This window comes from Pseudoalteromonas sp. XMcav11-Q, assembly GCF_040104525.1.
GTDB lineage: Bacteria > Pseudomonadota > Gammaproteobacteria > Enterobacterales > Alteromonadaceae > Pseudoalteromonas.
In genome coordinates, this window is the sequence record NZ_JBECOX010000008.1 from 98,138 (window position 1) to 123,526 (window position 25,389).

The window sequence follows — 25,389 nt, forward strand, 5'->3', positions numbered from 1 at the left end:
CAACTAATTGATAAGCATCACAAGGTTTTTGCGATATCTTCTTGAGATGTATGACGAATATCTTTGCCATTTACGAAATAAATCACATATTCCGCAATATTCTGACAACGATCGCCAATCCGCTCTAGTGAGCGCACAGACCAAATTAAATCCATAATTTTTGGAATAGAGCGTGGATCTTCCATCATATAGGTCATAATTTGACGTGTTACTGCTTCATATTCACGATCCACTTTAGCATCGGCTTTATGCACTTCAAATGCCTTTTGCGCGTCCATCCGGGCAAACGCATCGAGCACATCATGCAGCATTTGTGACACTTGGCGACCCATATTGTCAATATTCACCAATAGATCTTGCTGATCTTTGGTAAACGAATCCAATGCAACTTTAGCAATACGCTCCGCTTCGTCTCCGATACGTTCAAGATCTGCAATCGTTTTTGCGATGGCAACAACCAAACGCAAGTCACTGGCTGCAGGCTGCCTTTTCGCGATGATACGTGTACATTCTTCGTCAATATTCACTTCCATCGCATTGACTTTGTAGTCGTTCTGACTGACTTTTTTCGCTTTTTCAGCATCATTGTGATTAACCGCATCAAGCGCAGTGTTTAATTGCTGCTCTACTAATCCACCCATACTGAGTACGTGGTTTCTCACGTTTTCTAGCTCTTCATTAAAGCGGCCAGAAATGTGCTTATTAATATTGTGTTCCATTATATTCTCCTCGCAAGCTCGCCTTAACCGTAACGACCTGTAATATAGTCTTCTGTTTTCTTCTTAGACGGCGTGGTGAATAAGGTATTGGTATCTGCATACTCAATTAACTCACCCATGTACATAAACGCAGTTTGATCAGATACACGCGCAGCTTGTTGCATGTTATGTGTAACGATAACTACAGTATACTTGTTTTTCAGGTCGTTAATGAGTTCTTCGATAACCAATGTTGAAATCGGATCGAGTGCTGATGTTGGTTCATCAAGTAACAATACTTCTGGTTCAATCGCGATAGAGCGAGCAATCACCAAACGCTGCTGCTGACCACCAGATAAACCAAATGCGCTGTCGTGAAGTCGGTCTTTTACTTCATCCCAAAGTGCGGCGCCACGGAGTGACTTTTCAACCACTTCGTCTAACTTACGCTTATCTTTGATACCTTGCAGACGCAGACCATAAACCACATTCTCATAAATAGACTTAGGAAAAGGGTTTGGTCTTTGGAATACCATACCTACGTTACGGCGCAGTGCCGCAACATCTACGCTCTTGTCATAAATGTTCTGTCCTTGAAGGTTGATTTCTCCTTCAATACGACAGCTATCAACAAGGTCGTTCATACGGTTAATACAACGCAGTAACGTTGACTTACCACAACCTGATGGACCGATAAACGCGGTTACCTGCCCTTTTGGGATCAACATATTAACGTTGCTAAGGGCTTGTTTATCACCATAGTAAAGATCTAGGTTTTTGATCTCTAGTGCGGTGAGTTCTGGACTTAAGTTTGCTAAATCAAGCTTGTTATTGCCGTTTGCTTGATTGACTTCTGGCGCTACTGTAATCATGTTTTTACCTATTAAAAATCTTTACTATTAATGCTCTAACGATCTGAATTTTTCGCGTAAGTGGTTACGAATACCAATCGCTGTGATATTCAGTGCAATAATCACCGTAACCAGTAGGAACGCGGTTGCATAAACCAAAGGTCTAGCAGCTTCAACATTCGGGCTTTGGAAGCCAACATCATAAATATGGAACCCTAAGTGCATAAACTTACGATCCAAGTGAATATAGGGGAAGTTTCCGTCTAGTGGTAGTGTAGGTGCCATCTTTACTACACCAACCAACATCAGAGGAGCTACCTCACCCGCTGCACGCGCAACAGCAAGAATAAGACCAGTCATAATTGCCGGACTTGCCATTGGTACAATGATCCGCCATAGGGTTTCAGCTTGAGTCGCACCAAGCGCAAGTGAACCATGACGCACTGAGCTTGGGATCCGAGACAGACCTTCTTCCGTGGATACAATAACCACTGGCAAAGTAAGGATAGCAAGTGTAAGTGCAGACCAAATCACACCCGGTGTACCAAATACAGGACTTGGCGCAGCCTCAGGGTAGAAAAGTTCGTCAATTGACCCACCTAGCATATAAACGAAGAATCCTAAGCCAAACACCCCATATACAATGGATGGAACACCTGCAAGGTTGATCACCGCGATGCGGATCATCTTAGTCACAGCGTTCTTTGCTGCATATTCATGAAGATAAATTGCGGCAATAACACCGAATGGGGTCACGATCACCGCCATCAGCATAACCATAAATACCGTACCAAAGATTGCAGGGAATACCCCACCTTCGGTATTTGCTTCACGCGGATCATCGCTCACAAACTTGCTGATTTGTACTAAGTAGTGACCCACTTTGGCAAAAAAGCCCATGTCATTTGGAAACCAAACGTCCAACACTTGGTACAGCGGCAAAGTCACTTCTTCACCACGCATATCACGCACTACAACTTGGTCACGCTTTGCTTGCTTCCTTAGCTCAAATAAACGTTTTTCGAAGACTTTGTAATCTTCACGTAGCTCAGCACGGCGTGCATTTAACTCTGCTAACTTTTCCTCTGTCAGGTCATTATCGAGTTGATACGACTTTTCTTTTAAACGTAGACGTTCAAGCTCATAGTTAATGTGCCCGATTTCGCTATTTTGTAGATCAAGCGCCTCGTCATTAAGGTCAACGGCACGCTCAACAAGCTCATGTAACCTTTCTATTGGCTGGTCAGTTACTACTTTACCGTCTTCTAAAACGCGAGCAACATAACCATAGAAATTACCATTTTTACTACGCTCAAATACCGCTAATTCCGCTGGCGTAGACTGGCTTTTGATGTCTGTTGATAACACCCAACGGAAATCAAGTTCTACGTATTCACGGTTACCCGTTTTAATGAGTAAACGCTCGATTTGCTCGCTGTTGTAGCCTGAAAGGTCGAATCCAGCCGCTTCAAGGCGAGACTTTGGTACCATCTCACGATCGTATATTTCACCAATAACAGTCTGCTTAGCAACAGAACCGTCGAGATGCATTTCTACAACTTCTGATGGCCAAAAGAAGCTCAGTCCTTTCCACGCTATCATCGCAAGTAGTCCAATTACTGAAATCAAACTAATACTGACCGCGCCACCTGTCATCCAGATCCACGGAGAACCTGACTTAAACCACTGTTTTACCATGTCATGTCACTCCAATTACATTGAGCTGTACTTTTCACGCAGCTGCTGGCGAACAAACTCAGCAACGGTGTTAAATACGAAAGTAAAAATAAACAATACAAAGGCAGCTAGGAACAGGATGCGATAGTGAGAGCTGCCAACTTCAGACTCCGGCATTTCCACCGCAATGTTTGCAGCAAGCGTACGCATACCTTGGAAGATACTCCAGTCCATGATTGGCGTGTTACCGGTTGCCATCAATACAATCATGGTTTCCCCTACGGCGCGGCCAAGACCCATCATTACCGCAGAGAAGATACCAGGACTTGCTGTTAGTAATACAACACGAACCAAAGTCTGCCACTGCGTGGCACCGAGTGCTAATGAGCCATTAGAAAGGTGCTTAGGTACGCTAAATACCGCGTCTTCTGCAATAGAAAAGATTGTAGGAATAACCGCAAAACCCATCGCGATACCCACGACTAGCGAGTTACGCTGGTCAAATGTTAGACCTAACTCATTGGTTAGATACTGACGCACATTACCGCCAAACAACCAAGACTCAATACCAGCGCTCATGGCAAATGAAATCCAGCCTACGATAAGCACCACGGGGATCAGTAAGATTGAATGCCAGCCTTCAGGCACAACGTGTCTCACTTTTGCAGGTAGCTTAGTCCAACCAAATGCCGTTGCTATCATCGCGATTGGCAATAGCACCAATAAAGCAACCACGGCAGGTAGATGCGTTTCAATTAAAGGAGCAAGCCAAAGGCCCGCCAAGAAGCCCAAGATAACCGTTGGTAGTGCTTCCATTATCTCGACTGTTGGTTTCACCACACGGCGTAATTCACTCGACATGAAATAGGCGGTGTAGATTGCTGACGCTAATGCAATAGGAACAGCAAACAACATGGCATAAAGCGCCGCTTTAATGGTACCAAATGAAATAGGCACTAATGAGAATTTCGACTCAAAGTCATCACTCGCAGAGGTTGATTGCCAAGTGTAAGCAGGCTCAGGATACCCTTCGTACCACACTTCTTGCCACAAAGCAGACCAAGTTACTTCCGGGTGTTCATTGTGTAGTTCTACCACCGTTAACGTATCATCGGCGAGTAACAAAGCCGCATTAGCACGTGGTGCTACCGCAAACTTTTGTACAGCTTTATCTGTGATTTTACCTTGCCATAAGTGCGCTTCACTGGTGGTGTAATATAGACCTAATTGACCATTTTCATTAGTCGTGAAGAAAGTACGACGATAATATTCACTAAATAGTTTGACCTGTTTGCTCTTTGGCGTCTCAAAAGAGCGGATTTTAGCAAACTGGCGTCCATCATCGGTATTGACTTCAAACCACTGTGAAACCTCACCGTTGTCGTTAGCAAGCATTAATGAGTTGGCGCCCGCTAGTAGGTTCATATCGACCAAGTTGGCATTTTCTTCATTTGCAGCAAGCAACTGGAATAACTCAACTTCAGAAGCATAGCGAGAATCAAAGACGTAAACTTGATTTGCTGAGCGAACAAATGTGCGCGATGTGTCTGGAGAAATAAGTAACTCATCAACGCGACCATCAATATCTAGCTCGGTACGCTCAACCGCCCATTCAACCTCTCCAGTAAACATGTTTTCTTCTGCAACAAAGGAGGCAAAAATCACACGTTTATCCGCAGTCTGTGCAACAACAGCGGTTTTGTCTTCGAAGTGACTAAAGGCGAATTTACGAATTGCTTGCCCTTGTTCATCAACAATCAGTTGCTTCGCATTAAGTGGATAACTTAAGCGAGGAGTTAAGACACGTTGATTTCCCGGAAAGCTTACCGTGAACATCGGCTTCACCAGTTGTACCTGACCGTTATCCAGACCAAATGCATATTGCCCTAAGAAAGGCGCACTTTCTGCAAATGCTGTAATATTACCGTCAAGTTCAACATCCAATGTATCTAGTAATTTACCGGCGCTTTCACCTTTGATCTGGTAATAATCTACCGAACCTCTGCTGCCGAGTAAGTACGCAATTTCCGTTTGTTCTTCTACCCCTACACCTAAATATGTTTTGTCTTGTGTAAGCTGAATATCCATACGCTTCTCAACCTTTGCCGATTCAAAGATTGGTTGAACAACATATAGTAAGTAGAAGAAGATAAGTAAAAGTGCGACTAATACCATTACTCCACCAGAAGTAATGCCAAATTGTGCAAACCTGTCTTTAAAGAGACGGCTTCTATCCGTTTTAAAGGATGGCTTTTGCGGATTTGAAGTCATCAATATACCCTTTGGTTTAAAAATTGGGGGCATTATATTTCATCAAGATGACAGTTGTGTTACACCCGAGACACAATTGCACTTTCTTCAATCGGTCTTGGCCTTCAAATTCATTATAAAAATAATGGAACTAATCGGCTCAAAAAGTGCTCTGATTGTTAGCCTAGAGTAAATACAAAAATTCCGTTGCATTTCTTTACATTAAGTGTTTTTAGACACTGGACAAAGTAAGTTTTTAGACTAGTCTAAATCATGCGCCGAATTCGTTTTTTCGCCCACGGGCGCCACAAAAAAAGAGACATGATATGAAGCAGTTAATATTAACACTTATAGGTAAGGACCGACCGGGTCTCGTTGAGGAAATCTCTTCCACTATTCTTTCTAACCATGGCAACTGGTTAACCAGTAACTTAAGCCATCTTGCCGGACAATTCGCGGGCATCGTACAGGTTGAAGTTGCAGAAGAACATTTGCAAGAAATACAAGATGCATTGCATAAGTTGCCTGGTTTAGACGTTAGCGTTGAATCAGGCGAAAGCTTGCAAGTGCAGGATGAGCCAGACACATTAAATTTAATCATTACAGGCAACGATAGACCGGGAATTGTGCAAGAGCTTGCTACGGTTATTCGTCACAAAGGCGCAAACATCACGCACCTAACCTCAAAACAACGTAGTGCTCCAAACTGGGGACTGCCTATTTTCAGCGCTTTCGCAACCGTGACTTTACCCGCAGGTACGGTCAAGGAAAACGTAATTGAAGCACTCGAGTCAATCACCAGTGATTTGATCGTGGACATAGAAGAAAGCTAAAACCTTCACTATACTCATGATAGTTACATGACAAACACGACAGGCGCGTTGTGTTTGTCATAATTATGTCACACACCCTGCTTAAGCTGTAAAAATAAGCTGTACCTATGGAAAGAACCATGCAGGCCGTATCTCCAGAGCATAAAACTATCACGTACTTTGCCAAAGAATTAAGCTGGCTCTCTTTTAACGAACGTGTTTTACAAGAAGCCAAGGACCCAACCAACCCGATCATTGAACGGATCCGGTTTCTTGGTATATTTTCCAACAACTTAGACGAGTTTTTCCAAGTACGAGTTGCAGATGTAAAACGCCGTATCTTATTAAATAACCTTCCTGAAACGAATTTCGACGAAGACGAAGCACTGCTCGCCGACATTCAGAAGAAAGTGTTGGAACTAGGTAAAAAGTTTAATGCTATTTATGACCAGATCCTCATCGACTTAAATGAGCATCACATTCATATTAAGCAACCGGATGCGCTATCGGATTTCCATAAGAATTGGCTAGCCAACTATTTTAAAGACCAAGTACTACCTCACCTATTGCCAATGATGATTAACGAAAGTAAGGACTATTCAGACAATATCAATGACACCATGACCCACCTTTTTGTGGAGCTAAATGGTGAAAAGCAGCATCACGCTTTTTTGGAAGTCCCTACTGATCGCCTGAATCGTTTTGTCCAACTGCCGCCAGAAAAAACTCGTCGGCATAAAACGATTGTGTTGCTCGATGACGTTATTCGATTTTTTATAGCCGATGTGTTTAAGAGCTTCTTCAAATTTGAACGCATTGACGCCTATTCGATGAAACTCACTCGTGACGCTGAATACAACTTAGATGATGAGCTTGAAGAAGGCGTGTTAGATACCATGTCTAAAGGTCTCAAACAGCGCTTATATGCCGAACCAGTGCGCTTGGTATATGAAGAATCTATGCCGGAAGAAATGATCAAGCTGATGAAAAAGCGCTTGGGAGTGACAGGTCAAGATGCCATGATCCCAGGCGGTAGATATCGCAATTTTCGAGATTTTATTTCTTTTCCAAATGTTGGTCGCGGCTATCTAGAAAACAAGCCCCTGCCGCCGCTTAAAAGTGCAGCCTTTTCAAAATATAGCAGCGTCTTTCGCGCAATTTCAGTTCAAGATATCTTACTGTACTACCCCTACCATACCTTTAATCACATGCTGGAATATATCCGCCAAGCGGCGTTTGACCCCAGAGTGACGCAAATCAAGGTCAACATTTATCGTGTGGCAAAGCAATCTCGATTGATCGCTTCATTGATCAATGCAGCAAAAAATGGCAAAAAAGTCACCGTGATGGTTGAATTGAAAGCCCGCTTCGATGAGCAAAATAATATTGAGTGGGCAAAACTCATGAGTGAATACGGTATTAAGGTCATGATTGGCATACCAGCGCTTAAGGTCCATAGTAAGCTTTGTGTGGTTCACCGTAGAGAAAAAGGCAAAATCGTCAAATATGCACACATAGGAACGGGTAACTTCCACGAAAAAACGGCTCGGATTTATACTGATTTCAGTCTGTTTACCAAACACCCCGATATTACGGAAGAATGCGATAGCGTGTTTCGCTTTATTGAGAGTAGTTATCTACCGTTTAAATTCGAACACCTGATGATTTCCCCCATCAATGCACGCAGTAGAATTGTAGAGTTGATCGATGAAGAGATAACTCATGCAGAGCAAGGGAGAACAGGAAAAGTAACAATTAAAATCAATAATTTAGTTGACAAGCAGCTCGTTGATAAACTTTACGAAGCATCACGTAAAGGCGTCAAGATCCGCCTCATTGTGCGAGGTATGTGTGCCCTTGTACCAGGCCTTGCACAGTTTAGCGATAATATAAAGATCATTAGTATCGTCGATCGTTTCTTAGAACACCCGCGAGTGATGATTTTCGATAATAACGGCGACCCCAAGGTGTATATTTCGTCAGCAGACTGGATGACCCGTAACCTCGACCACCGAGTTGAAGTAGGCACGCCTATTTATGCCGAGCATTTGAAGAAACTAATTATCGATATTATTGAACTGCAGTTTAAAGATCGCACCAAAGCCAGAATTATTGACGCCGAACAGAAGAATCTGTACGTTCGCCGAGGTAACCGTAAAAAAATTCGCTCTCAGATCGCGATTTATGACCATTTAAAAAAATGGGAGTTACACCAATTAAATGAAGCGAAAGAATAACCGTTGAGGAAGAATATATGCGCGACTACCCTTCTATTGCCGCAGTGGACATAGGTTCAAATAGTTTTCACCTTGTTGTAGCAAGAGAAGTAGATGGTCGCCTTCAACTCCTCCATAAAGAAAAGCAGCGTGTGTACTTGGCCGCGGGCCTTGATGATGATTTTAATTTAAGTGACGACGCGATCGCCCGAGCATTAGATACACTCTCGCAATTTGCGACGACACTACATGATTTTCCGAAAGAGTCCGTGCAAGTAGTAGCAACCTATACGCTGCGAAATTGCAAAAACCTTAATTATTTTCTCGCGAAGGCAAAACAAGTTTTTCCATATCCAATCAATGTGATTTCAGGTCAAGAAGAAGCTCGTCTTATTTACCAAGGGGTCGCCAACCATGAACATGATAGTCATAACCGTTTGGTTATCGACATCGGTGGAGGCAGCACAGAGTTGGTCATTGGTCAGCACCTTACACACAAACTGTTAAGTAGTCGCAATGTGGGCTGCGTAACCATGCAAAAAGCCTACTTTGCTGATGGTAAATTATCTGCAAAACGATTCAAAAAGGCAGAAATAAAAGCAGAACAACAAATTGAAAGTATTACCGCGAGCTACTTAAGACTCGGCTGGAATACCGTTATCGGTACTTCTGGTACCATTAAAGCGATTGCAGCCATGGTTCACGAGCTCACTCAAGCCGATGAAATTACCCTCCCTATTTTGGAGCAAATTAAGCAGTTATTTATTGATGCAGGACACATAGACAACGTCTCCTTAAAAGCACTACCAGAGGAGCGAAAAACCAGTATTGCTGGCGGCCTTGCTGTATTGATAGCACTGTTTAGACAGTTAGGACTCGAGCGCATGCGCCTTAGTGAATATGCATTGCGAGAAGGTTTATTGTTTGAAATGCATCAAACCGACGAGTTTGATATTCGAACTCGCACAATTAACACGTTCAGCGATCACTATAATATTGATAAACAACACGCCGAAAATATTTGTGAAACCATCAAACTTTTTACCACTCAACTAAAAGAGCAATGGCAACTATCCTCTTATGATGTCGAAATGTTATGTTGGGCAGCAAAACTCCACGAAGTTGGGCTTGCCATTAACTCTTCTGGCATGCATAAACACGGTGCTTATATTGTCAGGCACAGTCAACTTCCAGGCTTTACTCAAGCCCAGCAATTAAGGCTAAGTGCACTTGTACGCTTTTATCGAAAAAAGATAAAAATGCCAGAGTTAACAGAGTTAATCGAAGAAGAGCTAATCCACTTCAACCGTATTTTGGCTGTGTTTCGTCTCAGCGTTTTAGTGAACCAAAAACGTCAACAAGACCAACTTCCAGAGCTCAGCATCACGGCTGTTGATAACGCCTTGATACTTCACATAGCAACTGAGTGGCTCGAATCACATTCACTGTTTCAAGCAGATTTAGAGCAAGAACAAAACTACTTAAAAACAATAGGTATTCAATTTAACCTGAGCTTTGGATAAGTATGCTGGCTATTGGAAGGGAATTCGACGTCGTTAGAACTGAAACAGGTTGCTAGAAAGGCGCTAATTATCCACAGCTCAGGTTACTTACCTTCTCACATTGACAGGTGAGAACTACTGTTCATCACCTGCCACAATAGAGAGGATTTCATCTGCGTAAGCTCGACTAGAAAGCGCCATATCATAGAGATAATTGGTCGGTGTAGCAGGTCGAATGGCTTGTAAAATAAGCTCTGCTTCTCGCCAGTCATTGCGCTCAATTTCGAATGCTAAACGTAGCGCTCCACCAAGCAACCCTTGATAACTCAGTAACGCGCTGGAAAGCGAATCATCGAGAGAAAATTCTGCTGCTATCACTGCAAGATCAACATCAAGTATCACGTCAAGGATGGACATAAGACCAAGCAAATAGCCGGTTTCAGCCATTTCTTCGCCCCCTGGCATCAAAAATGTTTCCACAAACTTGGCACGAGTTAACCCCATTCTTGTCAGCTCACTGGGTTTATCTGAACCCAATTCGCTCAACGCGAGTACTTTAACAAACTGCCTAATTGCGTCTTCACCTAAATACACTACGGCCTGAGAGATAGACTTAATTTCTAACCTGTCTTCACCGGCTTTCGCGTTCGCCAGTTTTAGCAGTCGTGCGGTTAAACTCAGATCTTTACTTACTCTAGTTTGTATTTCTTTGAAGCATAAAGACTTTCTTGCTGTTGCTTGTAGCAGCTGAAACACCACCATTTTCGACGGTTCCACGTTGCCATGGTTGAGCATTTCAGGCTTGGCGAAAAAGAAACCTTGGAAAAAGTCAGCTCCAGATGACTTGATGATCTCGAACTCTTCTTTTGATTCGATACGCTCAACAATCACCTTAATATCTGGATACTGACGCTTGAGCTTTTTTACCGTCATATTGGTTTTTATAATTGGCTGCTCAACCTCTATTTTGACGAATTCCATGAGTGGTAACAACGGATCCCACTTTGACGTGCCATCGTAGTCATCTAGCGCAAAGCGGTAGCCTTTCTCTGTTAACTTAGTCACCGTATTCACCAGTGAAGGAATATTTTTAGAGCGCTCAACGATTTCCACCACAATTTTCTGTGGCGCTAATAAGCTAGGTAATTCCTGCAGCAAGGATTCGTCGGATAGGTTTATAAAGGCAAGCTGTCCCGCGGCCAAACGGTCTACGCCGATAAACATTAAGGAGTTAAAAAACATTCGCCCAGTCGCTTGCCCATCGCTCACCCCTACAGGGAAAGCATTGTTATCTGAGTCTCTGTAAAGCAACTCATAGGCAAAGACTTCTTGATCTGGCCGCAAAATGGCCTGTCGTGCAATATACTGCACTGCTGATTTACGTACTTCAGTCACCGGACCACTCATTAACATTCGTATCCTTTATTAGGTAAAAGGAAACCACGTATCATGGAGCGTATAATATGGTAACGCCCCGAGCAATAAAAAAGTTTCGCTATTTTACAACACTTATAACCAAAAGTTACCAACTTATTAAACTAAGTCCTTATAAAGAGTAGGCTTTTAATTCACAGAACGCCAGCGGCTTGCCTGTCTAAGAAAAGTTAAGCTAAGATGAGTGCATGAAGCAAGTTTTGATCGTCTGGTTATTCGCCTTTGCCGGTTTGACTAAGGCAGAACAAGTCCCCTACTTAAAATACAGTTTAAGTGGCTCGGGAAGCTTTTACCCTTATTTTACTCACAGCGAAGATGCGCCCGGGATCCTACCCGAAATGGTGGAAGCCATTTTGGTAAAGGCAAATATCAAAGGCGAAAACTTACTTCTCCCAGCTAAACGTACTAACTTTTATTTAGAAAAGCAGCAAATTGATTTTGATATTATCAGCCCAGATTGGTTGAACGAACAGCAAAAGCAAGATGATAGATTTATCTATTCAGACCCCATTCTACCTATTAAAGAGTACGTTGTTACCCGTCAGTCTCAACCTCCAGTACTAACCCTAGCGGGTGTCGAAGTTGGCACAGTGAGAGGCTACTACTACCATGATGACCAATTATTCGAGCGAGTTGATTTCGCATCCGAAAAGGAACTACTTCAGGCCTTAAACTTACGGCGGATTGAGTATATTATCATTGGTGATTTACCCGCATTATATTGGTCAGAACAACTTGGTATTACTTTTAGCTTCAACCAGCTACATTCAGAAGGGATGTTGCAGCTACGCCTGTTAGCTAAGCATCAAGGATTACTTAAGCGGATAAATCAAGCTATCACACAACTTAAACACTCTGGTGAAATTGAAAAAATAGAACAGCAGTATATTTCACAACTGCCTATGCACGCAAAAGGTGGCAGATAACCACTGCTCTGGATATAGATCAAGTTATACGCATAAATTCTTCCCATAAATTGAGCATCAATTGACGCATTTGGTATAATAGCGCTTTTACAGCTTGGGAAATCATTATGACTATCGCTGCCGCGCTTGCTGAGCGCAGTAACAATCAATGTGAGCTATGCACCTCAACGGGTGGTCTCGAAGTATACGAAGTACCACCAGTCGCCGAGGCGCATTCTGACAAATGTGTTTATCTTTGTAGCCAGTGCAAACCACAGGTTGAAGGTCAGCAGGATTTAGAAGCCAACCATTGGCACTGTTTAAACGATAGTATGTGGAGCCAAGTTCCTGCCGTTCAGGTTGTTGCCTACCGTATGCTTAAACGCCTCGCGCCAGATAATGGTTGGGCTCAAGATGCATTAGACATGCTGTATCTAGAAGATGAGACTCGAGCATGGGCAGATCAAGCACTTGCAGAGGATGACGACCTTGTTCACCTAGACAGTAACGGGGTGAAACTGAGTGCTGGTGACACAGTGACTTTAATTAAAGACTTGGATGTTAAAGGTAGTAGCCTAGTTGCAAAACGCGGCACTGCGGTACGTAACATTCGCCTCTCGCCTTCAAACCCAGAGCATATTGAAGGTCGTGTAGAAGGTCAAAACATCGTTATTTTAACGAAGTTTGTTAAGAAATAACTAGGCCCTAAGATAAACTGCTAAGTCTCTTCAATACTTTATCGACTAGGGCCTGTTGATCTTTGCTGTTTGATTTTTGTTCTCCTGAGTGTGTTTTGGTCGCGACGCTCGACTTGCCGCCTAGTAATCTAGGCAAAAGTTGAGCAACAATGAACAAAGCGCACTCAGGTGAACCCAGAGGGCAGCGCTTGATTAGCATTTCTACTGTGTTCTCGCCTGACTCACATAGAATAACTATGCTACGCAGGCTCTGCCTTGTACAAATACCAATCAAACTGCTGCAAAAACAAACTTGAAAGGTAAACAGGCCCTAGATAACCTGAGCTGCGGATAATTAATGCCTTTCTAGCAGCCAGTTTTAGCGCTAACTGCGTTGAATTCACTTCCAATAGCCAGCTATTGGTGCGTAAATTCGCCTTGCCTACAGGATGTAGGTACCTTAGCGAGAGCAGGACGCGGAAGCGGTGTTTTCCCTAAAACTCTCTGGCTAGAAAAGGAAAAAACTAAGCTGTTCTTTAGAAACAATGAGTTGGAACATTCCTTATCCAAACCTCAGGTTAGATAGCTTAGCAGTTTATTTTTACTATTCTTCTACTAATTGAATGCTGCGGTAAAACGCACCATCATCCTCAGCCAATAACGAAACCAGCTCAGGCAACACTTTATCCATGATTTTCTTTAAGGTCCAAGGCGGATTGATCACCATCATACCAGAAGCCGTCATGCCTCGTTCTTGGGTATCTGCGCGGGTGGCAAGTTCAAACACTTGAATATTACGCACTCCAGATTCAATCAGACTCGACTCCATTGCATCAATGCGTTCACGGTCAACAACGGGATACCAGATCATATAGACGCCGGAATCAAACTTTTTGTGCGCTTTTATAATGCTTTTGACCGCAACATCATAATCGGATTTGATCTCATAAGGAGGATCCATTAGCACGCAGGCTCTGCGTGAAGCTGGAGGCACCAATCCTAATAGCCCTTTAAAACCGTCACTCCCAGTGACGCGCAGTGACTTTTTATGTGCCGTATTTTGCTTTAACAGCTCAAGATCTTTTGGATGTAGCTCAAAAAACCAACCGTTATCCTGACGACGTAAGAAGTGCTCCGCTACCTTAGGAGAACCGGGATAATGGCTTAATTTATCGCCTTCGTTAAATGATTTGATTAATGCAACATAATCGCTAATTGCCGACACGGATCCAGAATAATCCCACAGCTTAGCGATGCCTTGCAGATACTCCTGAGTTTTTTGTGCATCACTACTCGCTAGCTCAAAAAAACCAGCGCCAGAGTGCGTATCCACGTAATCGTACGGCTTATCTTTTTTAGCCATGTATGACAAAGCTTCTGCCAATACTAAATGTTTGATCACATCGGCAGGGTTTCCTGCATGAAAAGAATGTCGGTAACTGAGCATAACCCCGCCTTGATAAAAATAATAACAACACAGGTGAAATAAACCTGAGCTAAATTTGAGCAATGATTCATCAATTTTTAACTTTAGACTGAATCACTTCTGAACAAAATATTCCAATATCGGCATTATCTCTTAAAAGTTGAGAAAAATCAGCAGAAAGTCGCGTAAACACTAGCATCCTTAGCCGCTTTGTTTTACATTTGCATGACAAATCACAGTCATATGAGCGCATTTATGAATAACCAAGATCTCCAAAAACTCGACCAGTTGATTGACCAACTTTTGAGCCAAAATAACCAGTTAAAATCGGAAGTTTCGGCACTGAAAGAACAAAATCAAAAACTCATCGATGAAAATGAAACCCTACAGCTTGAAATGCTAGAAAGCGAAGAAAAGCAAAAAGAATTTAGTTCATCTTTATCTGGCCTACTTGATAAGTTGCAAACTCAACAGGCTAGCTAATGTCTGAGCAGAATAACCAAGTAACAGTAACGTTACTTGGCAAGTCACATCAATTTGCATGTGCGCCAGATCAAGAAGAAGCGCTGCATAACGCCGTAGCGCTTTTAGACCGACGTGTAGAAGAAATGCGTAAACGCTCAACCGTTCGCAATGATCACAATGCGTTACTACTCGCAGCCTTACACCTTTGTCATGATTTACAAGCATTGGAAGCAAAGCAACAGCAAGACGCAGAGTTCGTTTCCACGCTCATCGACAAGTTAGTGCTGCCTGCAGGCGAATAATGCCGACATACTGGAGCAACCCTATCTTATGTAGCATCTCTCTAGTTTGGGGTCTCATTCTATTGGCGGCGAGTTTTCAAAGTACTGCCGCCAATGCTAATCAGTTCCATAAAATCAATGACGCGGTTTATTTTATCAAAGGAAAAGATAGCGCTTTACAGCCCAATCAAGCTTTAGTTATCGGCAAACAGTGTGCACTGTTGGCATCCATACATGGCGATCTTGTCACCACAGAGGCCTTGATCCACGAATTAGAAAAGCGCCTCACCGTTCCGCTTTGTTACGTAATCTCTTTGCATGCCGATATCAAACAAGACACCAGCATAGTGCTACTCAAGCATGCTTATCCAAATTTACAATGGCTAAGCCCAACGGCAACATCAGCCAACGCATTGACGACTGCCTTTCACGCACAGCTTGAGCTTTTTAACCAAAGCGTCATGCTTAGTGAAAATCGTATCGCGTCTCTAGAACCAAGTGAACGAACGAAGTGGCAAACCAAACTTGCACTGGCAAAAAGTAGGATTGCAACGTGGTCCAAGCTCGCCACACAAGCGCCATCAAGTAAAGCCATTGATAACGCGCCTAAAACCGTGGAGCTAGGAGGTGTAGTGGTTGAGCTTACTCAAGTCACGGGCTTTAGCGGTCATGACATCAGTGTTTATCTGCCAAAATATCAAGGCTTGATAGCAGGTTATAGCGTGGATCAGATCCCACTTGCGCATTTACCGCATACTACACAGTGGCAGCAAACTATTACTCGCTTTAATCGCTATGCACTTGATTGGATATTACCTGCAACAGGAAAACCCTATCGTCCTGAAATGCTGAGCACTCCAGCACAATTTTTGGCTTTATTAGCGTTACAAGATAGTCAACAAGTGGTTGAAAAGATAAGCATTCTATATCCAAATAAACACATGCAGCAACGCGCGTTATTACAGTGGCAACACTTTCAGCAGCAAAGAAATTTTGAATAAAACTTAACCTCTCGGTATAGTTAAAGGATGAACAGAGTATTAATACAGCTAAGCGGGTTAATATTATTAACCATGCTCTCTGGATGTAAAAGCAGTAGCAGTCCACAGGTGAGTAGGCAAGCCATTTTGTCAGCTCTCACACAAGTGCCCGTAGAAAAGCCAGTCATGCCTCCAGCTATAGCTGAGGTAAAACCACTCAAAGCCACTACCGTTAAAGCCCCCCTCAGAGACGATGATTTATGGCAACACATACGCCAAAAGCTCAGTTTTAATACTGCATCTCACCCAAGGCTTGATAAGCGCATAAAATGGTATTTATCACAGCCTAATTATCTCAATGTGGTAAATAAGCGCGCCGCTCCCTATTTTTATCACGTAGTAAAAAAGGTAGAACGCAAAGGTCTTCCTGTTGAAATCGCATTACTTCCTTTTGTCGAAAGTGACTTTAGACCAAAGGCCAAATCGCAACAAAATGCTGTTGGAGTTTGGCAGTTAGTGGATGCCACTGCCTACCATTTCGGCATCAAGAAAGACGAATGGTATGACGGTCGACAGGATGTGTTAGCATCGACTGACGCCGCGCTTGATTATTTGCTGTATTTGCATGAACGCTTTGATGGCGACTGGCTACACGCGCTTGCGGCCTACAACACAGGTGAAGGGCGTGTCAAAAAAGCCATCGCAAAGAATAAAAAAGCAGGAAAGTCGACCCACTTTTGGCACTTAACATTACCAAAAGAAACCGCAGACTACGTGCCCAAACTCTTAGCGCTCAGCCACTTACTAAAAACCTCACCCAAGGGTTTTAAGATACCAAGTTTGCCCAACAAGGCCACTACGTCGATACTTGATATTGGACAGCAATTTGACGTCAATCAACTGGCTAAACTCAGTGGTATCAAAAAGCGTCAACTATACGCACTCAATCAAGGGATCTTAAAACATAGAAGCTCTCCAAACGGTCCACACAAAGTGTTATTGCCATTATCCGAGCAAGCATTATTGGAAAGTGCATTTTTCAGGGAAAACTTCAGCCAAGGCTACACTGTCAAAGCTAACGACACACTCTACCGCATCGCATTAAATGCGGGGATGAGTGTTAGTGCACTAAAAGCGCTGAACAATAAGCGCTCTGATTTGATCCGAGTTGGCGAAAAGCTATTAGTTTCCGAGAGTAATGAGCAGTTAGACTTACTCATCGACTATGACGTAAGCCCTTATATTAAAGAAATAAAAGCCAAGCCCATACCTCAAGTGGAACATCACCACACCATAAAACAAGGCGAGTCATTGTGGACTATCAGCCGTCACTACAAGGTCGCGGTAAAAGATTTATTAAATTGGAATTCACTCACGGCGCAGAGTCTATTAAAACCTGGCAAAGTGTTAATGGTGTTTTTACCAGCTCCTGCTGCACCAAAAAGCAATAAGACTCAACCAGCTAGCTCCTCAATCTCTAGCATTGAAGCGCTCCAATCAATACTGCGCCATGGCAAGCCAAAGCAAAGTGAGAGCCCAAATTAAAGGGATAGACTTGCGTCCAAGAAGCGCACTCACGTAAACTACACGCTTTACAGGTGGATGCTAAATGGCGTCACCGAACACTATTTATTTAAGGTTTACTTATGCAAATTGCAAAGAACACAGTGGTAGAGTTTCACTACACACTTCACGAAGGTGACAGCCAAATCGAATCAAGCAAAGAAGGCGAGCCACTAAACTACCTGCACGGTACTGAAGGCATGCTACCAGGTCTTGAAAGTGAACTTGAAGGTAAAACCGGTGGTGATAGCTTTACGGTAACCTTAACGCCAGAGCAAGCTTATGGCGAATATCAAGAAGGTCTAGTGCAGCGCATTCCTATTAAGCACCTTCAAGGTCTTGGTGACAGCAAAGTTTGGAAGCCAGGCATGACTGCTATTGTCGATTCAAACCAAGGTCGTCATCAGGTTAAGGTAGTAAAAGTAGGACGCTTTAATGCGGATTGCGACTTAAACCACCCATTCGCAGGCAAAACGCTAACGTTTGATGTTGAGATCCTTTCTGTACGCGAAGCAACTGCAGAAGAAATTTCACACGGTCACGTACACGCTGCTGGCGGCTGCGGACACTAATGATGAACCAAGTTGCCATCGTTACCGGTGGCAGCTTTGGCATTGGCGCCGCCATTGTCAACAAGCTGCTATCGCAACAATACACCGTTTATAACCTCGATATTCAGCCCAGTGAACAAGGGATTTTTCGCCATTGTGACGTCAGTAAAGTCGCCGATGTAAAAGCAACAATTGCAGATATAGTCGCAGAAACAGGGAAAATAGATGCGCTTGTTTCAAACGCGGGGAAACATCTGAGTGCTACAATCGAAGATACCGATGAAGCCACATTTGACGCCCTTTTTGCATTGAATGTGAAAGGCGCTTACGCTGCCATTCAAGCCGTATTACCAAGCATGAAGTCACAAGGTAGCGGTAGCATCGTATTGATGTCTTCGGATCAGGCGGTTATTGGTAAACCTAACTCCTTCGCTTATAACCTGTCTAAATGTGCACTTGCTTCGATGGCGAAAACCACAGCACTGGATTACGCCAAATTTAACATTCGCGCGAATGCAGTCTGCCCTGGCACAATTGAAACTCCGTTATTCCATCATGCCATTGATAGTTACTGTGCGCGCAGCGGCGCTGATAAAGCAGAAATCGTTGCAGAAGAAGCCCAGTTGCAGCCATTGGGTCGATTAGGGCAACCGCAAGAGGTTGCAGCGCTGGTTGCTTTCTTGCTAAGTGAGGATGCGAGCTTTATCACAGGTAGCCTACAAAGCATTGATGGCGGTTATACTGCACAGTAAAAAAGGAATGCGTGATGAGTCTGAGAGTTATTGATAGCCACCTACACTTTTTCGATTTAGCGTTAGGACAATATTCTTGGCTCAAACACAACCCGCCCGCTTGGCCTAATCTGGAAAAAATAAGGCAGAATCATACCCTTACTAGTCTTCCCCAACATGCACAGTTTACACTCGAAGCCTTGGTGCATGTGGAAGCCGGTTTTGATAATCACAATCCCATCAACGAATTACATTGGTTAAATCAGGAACTATGCAGCTTTCCTTTTAAAGCCGTCGGTTACGCCCCTATTAACGCAACGCCTGAGCAATTTAGCGCAGCCATAGCACAGTTAGCACATCCTCACCTCGTGGCGATAAGAGACATCACCGAAGGCTGTGACAGCCAACGTTTATCCGCGCCTTTCGTGCTCGAAAATCTCACCTGTCTTGCCGAGCATGGACTACATTTTGAGGCGCAATTAGAATTTAAACAAAGCGAAAAAGTCGACCTTTTATTACAACTTGCAGAACAAAAAGCTGACCTTAAAATCGTATTTAACCATGCAGGGTTTATTGACGCTAACAGTCCTTGTACAGATATATTAAGGCGCATTGGAGCGCTTAATAATGTCATGATCAAGTGCTCTGGCCACGAAATGTTAGCAAACCCACTCACACTCTCTGAGTGGCTTACTCACTTAATCACACATGCAGGAGAAGAGAGCCTAATGCTAGGTTCGAATTATCCGGTTTCTCTTATGCAAAAAAGCTATTGGCAAATATGGCAGGATTATTTAGACGTGATAGGCATATCGTCAACTTGGCATAAACTCAGCCGAGACAATGCCAAAAGTTGCTATGGACTATGAGCGGATCTGGACGAGATCGTAAGCAACTAGCTCAGGTACTATGCGCTGTAGTTTTTCTTCCGTTTGATCTAAGGTGTTTAAGCACTCGCAATATTCTGCCGCTTTTTCTTCTAATTGATGGGCCTTTTTCTGCAGCGATTTATCTATCTCTTTCGAAATAATCTCCATGCGTTGTCCCATATCGTTAATGCGATCTTCGATATTCCCTTCGCGAGATTTAAATGCATCCCCCAAAGAGACTAAAATAGAGCCCAACGAACCATGAACAGCAGAGTGAATTTTTTGGCTGATCTCTTTAGTAAAAAAATCATCAATTTTAGAAAGTGACTGTGGTGCGATAAAAAAGAAATCATCTCCACGCTTAAACTTATCCATCAGCGCACGTTCAACGTATTGCAACTGCGTTTTGAGCACTTCGGGCTCTTTGTCGGACATCCCCTCAACCACCTGCTCAATCGCACTCAATCCGAGGTTGACGCCATCGGTTGCCAGATTTACCAGCTCAGGAACGGTATCCCGTATTCCTAAAGAGTACTCGCGCACAACTCTCTCCCCTTCCGGATCTAACTCAATCCAGCGACCTAGAATAAAGAGCTGACTATCATTGTTGATTTGGATTCGAGTCTGACCATCATCAACGATACGAATTTCGTTGTCGGTGATGATAAGACCATGCCCAAGTTCAACATCGCACTTATTTTTTGCATGTACGGAAGACGCCAATACGGCACAAGACAAGGCTATCGCGCTGAGTAATCGATTCATATGGCCTCCTGTGTGCAGAACGTAAGACGGGAAAGGGGTGCTTCAGGAGAGTACCAAAAGATCAAACAATCCCAAAGCCATTTTAGACGGATGAAAGTAACAAGCTATGTCTTACTGGCAATATTAGAGATCCATACCCGTCAGCATTAAAGGCAGTAGCAATACCACTAACTAAGGGCTATTGATAGTATCTCACTAACCTGACAAAGGCATCCGCAGTTTTAATGGTTGGATTATTTTTACCATCAGCAAACTGATACACCCAAGCAAACTGAGGTTGACTAGTCTGGGTCGTCGCAGACCAGTAATTATTACTTTTGGTCGTTGGAAATACCGTTATGTTTATCGCTGGAGTCACACACTCGTGATACACAATACTGGCAAGCTCTTTAACGTTAGGTACTTGCCAGTCTGTAAACCCTGCAAATTGGTCTTCGTTGGCAACCACCAATGCCTGCTGCCAAGTAAGTTGCTGAGCATTGTCTTCACAGCTTTGAGAAGTCGCGTTGTAACTTTGCCCAAAGTTGCAGCGCTGCCACATTAATCCCGTTTGGCTATCCAGCACTGTACCGTTGCTATTTATCGTATAACGGCTGGTATTGGAGCCAGTACCAACGCAAGTTTGCGCTTGGCAAACAGCCGTGAATGACAGAGTAAATAGTATAGTTGTAATAATTTTCATACCACGCTCCCTAAGGATTCCTAACCAACCTAACAAATGCGCTGCTAGACTTTTCTACTGCAAAATCATTGCCCGTATCCATGTCGATAACATAAGCCCTTCTCAGCGTGCCACCGGTACCATCTAAACTCGACTGCAAGGTCCAGTAATAGCGATGACCAAGTGTTATTGTGCTAGGTAAGTTAGGGAAAAGCGCTTCATCTATCACCGCAGTACCTGCACTGCCGTAATCTAGTAGTCCAAGTAGTTCCATATAAGTTGGTAAGCGCCAATTGTTACCACCACAGTAACTTTGCTCTCCAACGGCAGGGTTATTTACTTCATCAATCAAAGCTTGAATACCACAGTGACTATCCTGCGGGCAGGTTGTATTTGCTGCGGCCTGCACACTCCCCTCGGCAATCGCTCCATCTACCTCAACATACCAGGTATAACTATTTTGTGCGTTGCGAGAAGAAGTGTTTGGTAATGTACCCGAACTCGCTTCTTTTACTTCCCAAATAAGTCCCGTGACGTTATCACGAACGCAAGCAAAGTCGGTAGCGTCATCAGGCAGTTCATCCGCAAAGCGATTTAGTTTGGTAAAGTCAAAACCTGCTCGACCACTGCCTTCTTTCGCCACCTGAGTGGCAAAATTATCACGCCCACGCTGTGCATCTTGAGCCGTAAACTGCGTCATACTACAGGTGATCACATCCGTATTGTTAAAACACGCGGTTTGGCCACTGTCGTTTAGTTTACCTAGTGGCTTTTTCTCGATATCAATGCGCACGGTGTCGGTAGCTGAACGGTTTTGTGAGTCAGTAACGGTCAGCTCAAATTCCACTTGCGACAAAATATTTTGATCTGGTGCGTTAAAAGTTGTTGAACACCCGGTAACAGAACTTAATGCTACCTGAGTGCCAGACGTCACTTGCCGCCATACACACTGTTTCTGACCAGATACCGTATCACTGTTTGAACCATCAAGCGTGACCTCATCAAACTCTTGCACTTGCTGGTCGCTCCCAGCATCCGCCACTACTACATCCGAATTCTCAAGTAGCCCGAGGGTAAACTGGGTACTGGCTTGTCCGCCTTCATCATCGGTAACCGTCAACTGCCAGATTGACGCCTGAGAGGTAGCCAATAATGGGTGGACAAAAGATAAAGTAGCTGTATTCAAACCAATTGGCTGTATTGTTGTGGGACCACTCACTTGTTGCCATTGATAAGCAACCACTTGGCCATTTTCGTCTGGATCGGAGGAGCCTGCGCCACTGAGGACAATAGTATCTTTATATTTGGCTGGTAGTGTTTCCGGTGCAGTTTGGCTGATACTTGGTATAGGTAATTGGTTGTTAGATTTGATAGCAACCGTCACTTGGTCGCTTGCAAGACTGCCATCAGGCGCAACATAGTCAACCTGAATAAGTAAATTGACATCGGCTTTGATATCCGGTGCAACAAAAGCGGCTTGTTGCTCCGTAATTGGAAATTCACTGACGTTTGCACCAGAGATAACCTGCCAGTTAAAGGTGCCGCCAGCAGGTGATGCTTGAGCATTCAAGGTGACTTCTGTTTTTTCGGTCACTTGGATATCAGCACCCGCATTAACCGACGCACTGACTTGACTCGATTCATCACTCCCAGAGCCTCCACCACAACCTGTTAATATTAGCGCAAGTACAACCCAACTTCCCTTGAATGCATTCATATTCTTCCTTATGAACTATAGATAACTTTCTTGATGTATCCGCACAAACAACTTAGTGCCAACTTTACTATAATCTACTTTGTATTCTCGACCATCTAAAGCCTGAATAAACAACAACCGTTTCACTTCACCAAACACATCAATACTCGAAACGTGGACGACTTCTAAATAACGCTCTTTAGCCTCTCTTCGATTTCTCGGCAGCTCTTCCTTAAAAGGCACCAAGCCGTTTGCAGTCACCTTGATTTTTGGGTGTGCTTCACCATTTACAATCACAAGATCTAACTTCTTCTCTTTGTGAATAATGGTATTACGCCCACTTTTAATATAGGCCGTTTCTAAGCTCATATTGGTGTATCCTGTTACATCTTCAGTAGGTGGTTTGTTCTTCTAACAATGCTTTTACCACCTCTTTAGGGTTAAGTTTCCAGCGGTTTAACATGACTGAAAATTGCCAAATATCCCTGTCTAAGGCAGTCGCGGGGATCAATAAATCATATCCCGTCACTGTCTTTAAATTATCCATCCGGTTTGCAAACATTGCCATTAAACCAGTATATTCTTTTCCCGCCTTGGAGCGAAAAACGGTTTCTTCTATCAACCATTCAGATGGGCAGTTGCCATTTTCGCAATGCATTTTAACAGCTTGTAAAAAAATATGCCGCTGCTCGATCAATAATTTACCCGCAAGTCGAGGTGTTAAATTTAATAAAAACGCATCAATATCATTAAGTTTAATACCAACTGCATTTAACTCAAGTGTTTCAACACCTTGTTGAACTTTGGGAATGCCGCTGGAGTGGAAGTTTACAATGGATAGCGGCCAAGCTCCATATTTATGCACATACCTAAACTCTTGTTCTGTAAAGTATAAACTAAAATATGGTTGCTGACTTTTGAGAAAGCCAACAAAAATAGCCACTAACATGGCGCTGGCAAGAAATATTTCTACAATAGTAATAGCAGTACCACGCAAATTGACAAAAAGCATGATAACAATCAAACCAATTGCGCCAACCAGCATAAATTCAACGCCATTGCGATCAGCGGTTGCACGTAGTTTTGCTTCAAGCATGGGTATACCAGGCATAAAAGATATACATGATGATCGCCCATGCGACTAATTTACGTATTGTGATGCATCGTTTACATGAATGGCTGCGTTTCATAATATTTAATTTAGGTACAAACACTTAAATTGAATTACATTTTCGTTTAATGCACAAATTTACAGGATATGCCGTCGACTTTGTTAGCCTTTAATTTTGTAAACTAGAGACAAATTATAATCTGGGTCACTTTTATGCGTCATCAATCAGGAAAAGCACTGTTTCCTTTTATCATTGTAGTGCTAGTCGTCATCAGCGGCTATTTATATTTACCAGCCTCGGAAGGCAAAATGAGTGGCAACTCAGCACCCGTAACCTCCGTTCAAGCTCATACCGTAACTAAAGAGGAGCGTATTATTGCTGTTCACTCTATTGGTTCCGCCAGAGCAAATCAAGCAATCAACGTGAGTAGCGCCCAAAGCGACTATGTGGCAGCCCTCTTTTTCGATGACGGAGACGTAGTAAAAAAAGGTGACAAGCTAGTCCAGTTGCGTGATGCCGAAGAGAAGCTCGATATCAAAGCGCTGAAAGTGACGCTAAAGGAAGAAATTAGACAACTAAACCGCCTTAAAGACCTCGCAAAAACCCAATCGGCGGCTCGCTCTCAATTAGAAGCACAATCAGCAAAGGTTGACACCTTAACGGCACAATTGGAAGCCACCAAAACAAAACTCGCCGAGATGACCATTTATGCGCCATTCGATGGATTATTGGGTACTCGAAATATCTCTATCGGTAGCTTCGTAAACAACAATACTGTGATCACCACACTCGATGACATTAGCATCATCAAAGTGGATTTTCAGGTACCAGAAAAATACCTAGCGCAACTACAGCTTGGTATGCAAGTGAATGCACAAAGTGAAGCTTACCCAGAGCAACTATTTACCGGTAAGGTCTCCCATATTGACCCGCGTATTAATGAACAAACGCGCTCGGTACGAGTGACAGCAAGTTTCACCAATCTAGACCATAAACTCCGCCCAGGTATGCTACTACACATGGGATTGGAACTGGCTCGATTACAAGCCCTTGTGGTGCCAGAAAAAAGCATCATACCAAGACAAGATAAGCATTTTGTATTTGTCATTGACGACCAAGGTAAAGCGCAACAACGTGAAGTGCACCTGCAAACTCGCTTTAGCGGCTGGGTAGCTATCGATGAGGGGCTTACAGAGGGACAACAGGTGATCACGGAAGGCACCCTGAAGATCCGCTCAGGCTCAAAAGTTGAAATAAAGGGGTAAGG

Annotated in this window: 25 protein-coding genes; 13 read left to right on the forward strand and 12 right to left on the reverse strand. The window is 43.4% G+C overall.

What is annotated here, in order from left to right:
• Positions 1–17: 17 nt before the first annotated feature.
• The 4 genes from phoU to ABMY45_RS14295 are packed head-to-tail and all read right to left on the reverse strand — an operon-like array spanning position 18 to position 5,497.
• Positions 18–719: a phosphate signaling complex protein PhoU gene (gene phoU, locus ABMY45_RS14280; protein ID WP_010607158.1), complete on the reverse strand. Its 702-nt coding sequence runs from the start codon at positions 717–719 to the stop codon at positions 18–20.
• A gap of 23 nt (positions 720–742) precedes the next feature.
• Positions 743–1,570, reverse strand: a complete 828-nt coding sequence (pstB, locus tag ABMY45_RS14285) for a phosphate ABC transporter ATP-binding protein PstB (protein ID WP_010607157.1) — start codon at positions 1,568–1,570, stop codon at positions 743–745.
• Positions 1,571–1,597: 27 nt separating this feature from the next.
• Positions 1,598–3,247 (reverse strand): phosphate ABC transporter permease PstA, encoded by a 1,650-nt coding sequence (pstA, locus tag ABMY45_RS14290; protein ID WP_010607156.1) that lies wholly within the window; start codon positions 3,245–3,247, stop codon positions 1,598–1,600.
• A gap of 15 nt (positions 3,248–3,262) precedes the next feature.
• Entirely contained in the window at positions 3,263–5,497 is a 2,235-nt protein-coding gene (locus tag ABMY45_RS14295) for an ABC transporter permease subunit (protein ID WP_102057570.1), read from the reverse strand.
• Between the two features lie 305 nt (positions 5,498–5,802).
• On the opposite strand from ABMY45_RS14295, the gene ABMY45_RS14300 reads away from it, so the two are divergent.
• The 3 genes from ABMY45_RS14300 (at position 5,803) to ABMY45_RS14310 (ending at position 10,027) form a co-directional block, all read left to right on the forward strand.
• Positions 5,803–6,309, forward strand: a complete 507-nt coding sequence (locus tag ABMY45_RS14300; protein ID WP_010607154.1) for an ACT domain-containing protein — start codon at positions 5,803–5,805, stop codon at positions 6,307–6,309.
• A 119-nt stretch (positions 6,310–6,428) separates the two neighbouring features.
• Entirely contained in the window at positions 6,429–8,525 is a 2,097-nt protein-coding gene (gene ppk1 / locus ABMY45_RS14305) for a polyphosphate kinase 1 (RefSeq protein WP_235368009.1), read from the forward strand.
• 17 nt (positions 8,526–8,542) lie between these two features.
• On the forward strand, positions 8,543–10,027 hold the full coding sequence (locus ABMY45_RS14310) for an exopolyphosphatase (protein WP_237116647.1): 1,485 nt from the start codon (positions 8,543–8,545) through the stop codon (positions 10,025–10,027).
• Positions 10,028–10,141: 114 nt separating this feature from the next.
• Here the strand turns inward: ABMY45_RS14310 and ABMY45_RS14315 are convergent, their stop codons facing one another.
• Entirely contained in the window at positions 10,142–11,419 is a 1,278-nt protein-coding gene (locus ABMY45_RS14315; RefSeq protein WP_029215901.1) for an HDOD domain-containing protein, read from the reverse strand.
• A gap of 209 nt (positions 11,420–11,628) precedes the next feature.
• Between ABMY45_RS14315 and ABMY45_RS14320 the strand changes: the two genes are divergently transcribed.
• Both ABMY45_RS14320 and ABMY45_RS14325 read left to right on the forward strand, forming a co-directional pair.
• Complete coding sequence (locus tag ABMY45_RS14320) at positions 11,629–12,366, forward strand: transporter substrate-binding domain-containing protein (RefSeq protein WP_235367955.1); 738 nt, start codon at positions 11,629–11,631, stop codon at positions 12,364–12,366.
• Positions 12,367–12,473: 107 nt separating this feature from the next.
• Positions 12,474–13,043 (forward strand): alkylphosphonate utilization protein, encoded by a 570-nt coding sequence (locus ABMY45_RS14325; protein WP_235367956.1) that lies wholly within the window; start codon positions 12,474–12,476, stop codon positions 13,041–13,043.
• Between the two features lie 7 nt (positions 13,044–13,050).
• Here the strand turns inward: ABMY45_RS14325 and ABMY45_RS14330 are convergent, their stop codons facing one another.
• Both ABMY45_RS14330 and rlmJ read right to left on the reverse strand, forming a co-directional pair.
• On the reverse strand, positions 13,051–13,242 hold the full coding sequence (locus ABMY45_RS14330) for a hypothetical protein (RefSeq protein WP_095728048.1): 192 nt from the start codon (positions 13,240–13,242) through the stop codon (positions 13,051–13,053).
• 384 nt (positions 13,243–13,626) lie between these two features.
• The gene (gene rlmJ, locus ABMY45_RS14335) at positions 13,627–14,469 is read right to left on the reverse strand and encodes a 23S rRNA (adenine(2030)-N(6))-methyltransferase RlmJ (RefSeq protein ID WP_102057574.1); all 843 of its coding nucleotides are present in this window, start codon (positions 14,467–14,469) and stop codon (positions 13,627–13,629) included.
• Between the two features lie 234 nt (positions 14,470–14,703).
• Between rlmJ and ABMY45_RS14340 the strand changes: the two genes are divergently transcribed.
• The 7 genes from ABMY45_RS14340 to ABMY45_RS14370 all read left to right on the forward strand — a co-directional run bounded on the left by ABMY45_RS14340 (position 14,704) and on the right by ABMY45_RS14370 (position 19,888).
• The gene (locus ABMY45_RS14340) at positions 14,704–14,931 is read left to right on the forward strand and encodes a hypothetical protein (RefSeq protein ID WP_010374211.1); all 228 of its coding nucleotides are present in this window, start codon (positions 14,704–14,706) and stop codon (positions 14,929–14,931) included.
• The gene (locus ABMY45_RS14345) at positions 14,931–15,215 is read left to right on the forward strand and encodes a cell division protein ZapA (protein ID WP_010607148.1); all 285 of its coding nucleotides are present in this window, start codon (positions 14,931–14,933) and stop codon (positions 15,213–15,215) included. The genes ABMY45_RS14340 and ABMY45_RS14345 overlap by 1 nt, the downstream gene beginning before the upstream one ends.
• Complete coding sequence (locus ABMY45_RS14350; protein WP_349289033.1) at positions 15,215–16,195, forward strand: hypothetical protein; 981 nt, start codon at positions 15,215–15,217, stop codon at positions 16,193–16,195. Before ABMY45_RS14345 ends, ABMY45_RS14350 begins: the two co-directional genes overlap by 1 nt.
• 165 nt (positions 16,196–16,360) lie before the next feature.
• Positions 16,361–17,719, forward strand: a complete 1,359-nt coding sequence (locus ABMY45_RS14355; protein ID WP_349289079.1) for a LysM peptidoglycan-binding domain-containing protein — start codon at positions 16,361–16,363, stop codon at positions 17,717–17,719.
• A gap of 101 nt (positions 17,720–17,820) precedes the next feature.
• Entirely contained in the window at positions 17,821–18,309 is a 489-nt protein-coding gene (locus tag ABMY45_RS14360) for a peptidylprolyl isomerase (protein ID WP_010607145.1), read from the forward strand.
• 2 nt (positions 18,310–18,311) lie between these two features.
• On the forward strand, positions 18,312–19,040 hold the full coding sequence (locus ABMY45_RS14365) for an SDR family NAD(P)-dependent oxidoreductase (RefSeq protein WP_010374223.1): 729 nt from the start codon (positions 18,312–18,314) through the stop codon (positions 19,038–19,040).
• 14 nt (positions 19,041–19,054) lie between these two features.
• Positions 19,055–19,888, forward strand: coding sequence for an amidohydrolase family protein (locus tag ABMY45_RS14370; protein WP_102057576.1), 834 nt, complete (start codon positions 19,055–19,057; stop codon positions 19,886–19,888).
• Here ABMY45_RS14370 and ABMY45_RS14375 read toward each other — a convergent pair.
• From ABMY45_RS14375 to ABMY45_RS14395, 5 genes are all read right to left on the reverse strand, one after another.
• The gene (locus ABMY45_RS14375; protein WP_102057577.1) at positions 19,883–20,653 is read right to left on the reverse strand and encodes a YggN family protein; all 771 of its coding nucleotides are present in this window, start codon (positions 20,651–20,653) and stop codon (positions 19,883–19,885) included. The genes ABMY45_RS14370 and ABMY45_RS14375 overlap by 6 nt on opposite strands.
• A gap of 178 nt (positions 20,654–20,831) precedes the next feature.
• Positions 20,832–21,335, reverse strand: a complete 504-nt coding sequence (locus tag ABMY45_RS14380) for a DUF1566 domain-containing protein (protein WP_010607142.1) — start codon at positions 21,333–21,335, stop codon at positions 20,832–20,834.
• 10 nt (positions 21,336–21,345) lie between these two features.
• Positions 21,346–23,031 (reverse strand): DUF1566 domain-containing protein, encoded by a 1,686-nt coding sequence (locus ABMY45_RS14385; protein WP_349289034.1) that lies wholly within the window; start codon positions 23,029–23,031, stop codon positions 21,346–21,348.
• 15 nt (positions 23,032–23,046) lie between these two features.
• The gene (locus ABMY45_RS14390) at positions 23,047–23,379 is read right to left on the reverse strand and encodes a hypothetical protein (protein WP_102057579.1); all 333 of its coding nucleotides are present in this window, start codon (positions 23,377–23,379) and stop codon (positions 23,047–23,049) included.
• Positions 23,380–23,401: 22 nt separating this feature from the next.
• Positions 23,402–24,106, reverse strand: a complete 705-nt coding sequence (locus ABMY45_RS14395) for a DUF2982 domain-containing protein (protein WP_081489981.1) — start codon at positions 24,104–24,106, stop codon at positions 23,402–23,404.
• Between the two features lie 228 nt (positions 24,107–24,334).
• On the opposite strand from ABMY45_RS14395, the gene ABMY45_RS14400 reads away from it, so the two are divergent.
• A complete protein-coding gene (locus ABMY45_RS14400) occupies positions 24,335–25,387 on the forward strand; it encodes an efflux RND transporter periplasmic adaptor subunit (RefSeq protein WP_349289035.1) in 1,053 nt (350 codons plus the stop codon).
• Positions 25,388–25,389: the final 2 nt, after the last annotated feature.

Excerpts from the sequence above, each read along its gene's own strand:
- phoU (WP_010607158.1), bottom strand. The coding sequence starts at position 719 with ATGGAACACAATATTAATAAGCACATTTCTGGCCGCTTTAATGAAGAG.
- pstB (WP_010607157.1), bottom strand. The coding sequence starts at position 1,570 with ATGATTACAGTAGCGCCAGAAGTCAATCAAGCAAACGGCAATAACAAG.
- pstA (WP_010607156.1), bottom strand. The coding sequence starts at position 3,247 with ATGGTAAAACAGTGGTTTAAGTCAGGTTCTCCGTGGATCTGGATGACA.
- ABMY45_RS14295 (WP_102057570.1), bottom strand. The coding sequence starts at position 5,497 with ATGACTTCAAATCCGCAAAAGCCATCCTTTAAAACGGATAGAAGCCGT.
- ABMY45_RS14300 (WP_010607154.1), top strand. The coding sequence starts at position 5,803 with ATGAAGCAGTTAATATTAACACTTATAGGTAAGGACCGACCGGGTCTC.
- ppk1 (WP_235368009.1), top strand. The coding sequence starts at position 6,429 with ATGCAGGCCGTATCTCCAGAGCATAAAACTATCACGTACTTTGCCAAA.
- ABMY45_RS14310 (WP_237116647.1), top strand. The coding sequence starts at position 8,543 with ATGCGCGACTACCCTTCTATTGCCGCAGTGGACATAGGTTCAAATAGT.
- ABMY45_RS14315 (WP_029215901.1), bottom strand. The coding sequence starts at position 11,419 with ATGTTAATGAGTGGTCCGGTGACTGAAGTACGTAAATCAGCAGTGCAG.
- ABMY45_RS14320 (WP_235367955.1), top strand. The coding sequence starts at position 11,629 with ATGAAGCAAGTTTTGATCGTCTGGTTATTCGCCTTTGCCGGTTTGACT.
- ABMY45_RS14325 (WP_235367956.1), top strand. The coding sequence starts at position 12,474 with ATGACTATCGCTGCCGCGCTTGCTGAGCGCAGTAACAATCAATGTGAG.
- ABMY45_RS14330 (WP_095728048.1), bottom strand. The coding sequence starts at position 13,242 with ATGCTAATCAAGCGCTGCCCTCTGGGTTCACCTGAGTGCGCTTTGTTC.
- rlmJ (WP_102057574.1), bottom strand. The coding sequence starts at position 14,469 with ATGCTCAGTTACCGACATTCTTTTCATGCAGGAAACCCTGCCGATGTG.
- ABMY45_RS14340 (WP_010374211.1), top strand. The coding sequence starts at position 14,704 with ATGAATAACCAAGATCTCCAAAAACTCGACCAGTTGATTGACCAACTT.
- ABMY45_RS14345 (WP_010607148.1), top strand. The coding sequence starts at position 14,931 with ATGTCTGAGCAGAATAACCAAGTAACAGTAACGTTACTTGGCAAGTCA.
- ABMY45_RS14350 (WP_349289033.1), top strand. The coding sequence starts at position 15,215 with ATGCCGACATACTGGAGCAACCCTATCTTATGTAGCATCTCTCTAGTT.
- ABMY45_RS14355 (WP_349289079.1), top strand. The coding sequence starts at position 16,361 with ATGCCTCCAGCTATAGCTGAGGTAAAACCACTCAAAGCCACTACCGTT.
- ABMY45_RS14360 (WP_010607145.1), top strand. The coding sequence starts at position 17,821 with ATGCAAATTGCAAAGAACACAGTGGTAGAGTTTCACTACACACTTCAC.
- ABMY45_RS14365 (WP_010374223.1), top strand. The coding sequence starts at position 18,312 with ATGAACCAAGTTGCCATCGTTACCGGTGGCAGCTTTGGCATTGGCGCC.
- ABMY45_RS14370 (WP_102057576.1), top strand. The coding sequence starts at position 19,055 with ATGAGTCTGAGAGTTATTGATAGCCACCTACACTTTTTCGATTTAGCG.
- ABMY45_RS14375 (WP_102057577.1), bottom strand. The coding sequence starts at position 20,653 with ATGAATCGATTACTCAGCGCGATAGCCTTGTCTTGTGCCGTATTGGCG.
- ABMY45_RS14380 (WP_010607142.1), bottom strand. The coding sequence starts at position 21,335 with ATGAAAATTATTACAACTATACTATTTACTCTGTCATTCACGGCTGTT.
- ABMY45_RS14385 (WP_349289034.1), bottom strand. The coding sequence starts at position 23,031 with ATGAATGCATTCAAGGGAAGTTGGGTTGTACTTGCGCTAATATTAACA.
- ABMY45_RS14390 (WP_102057579.1), bottom strand. The coding sequence starts at position 23,379 with ATGAGCTTAGAAACGGCCTATATTAAAAGTGGGCGTAATACCATTATT.
- ABMY45_RS14395 (WP_081489981.1), bottom strand. The coding sequence starts at position 24,106 with ATGCTTGAAGCAAAACTACGTGCAACCGCTGATCGCAATGGCGTTGAA.
- ABMY45_RS14400 (WP_349289035.1), top strand. The coding sequence starts at position 24,335 with ATGCGTCATCAATCAGGAAAAGCACTGTTTCCTTTTATCATTGTAGTG.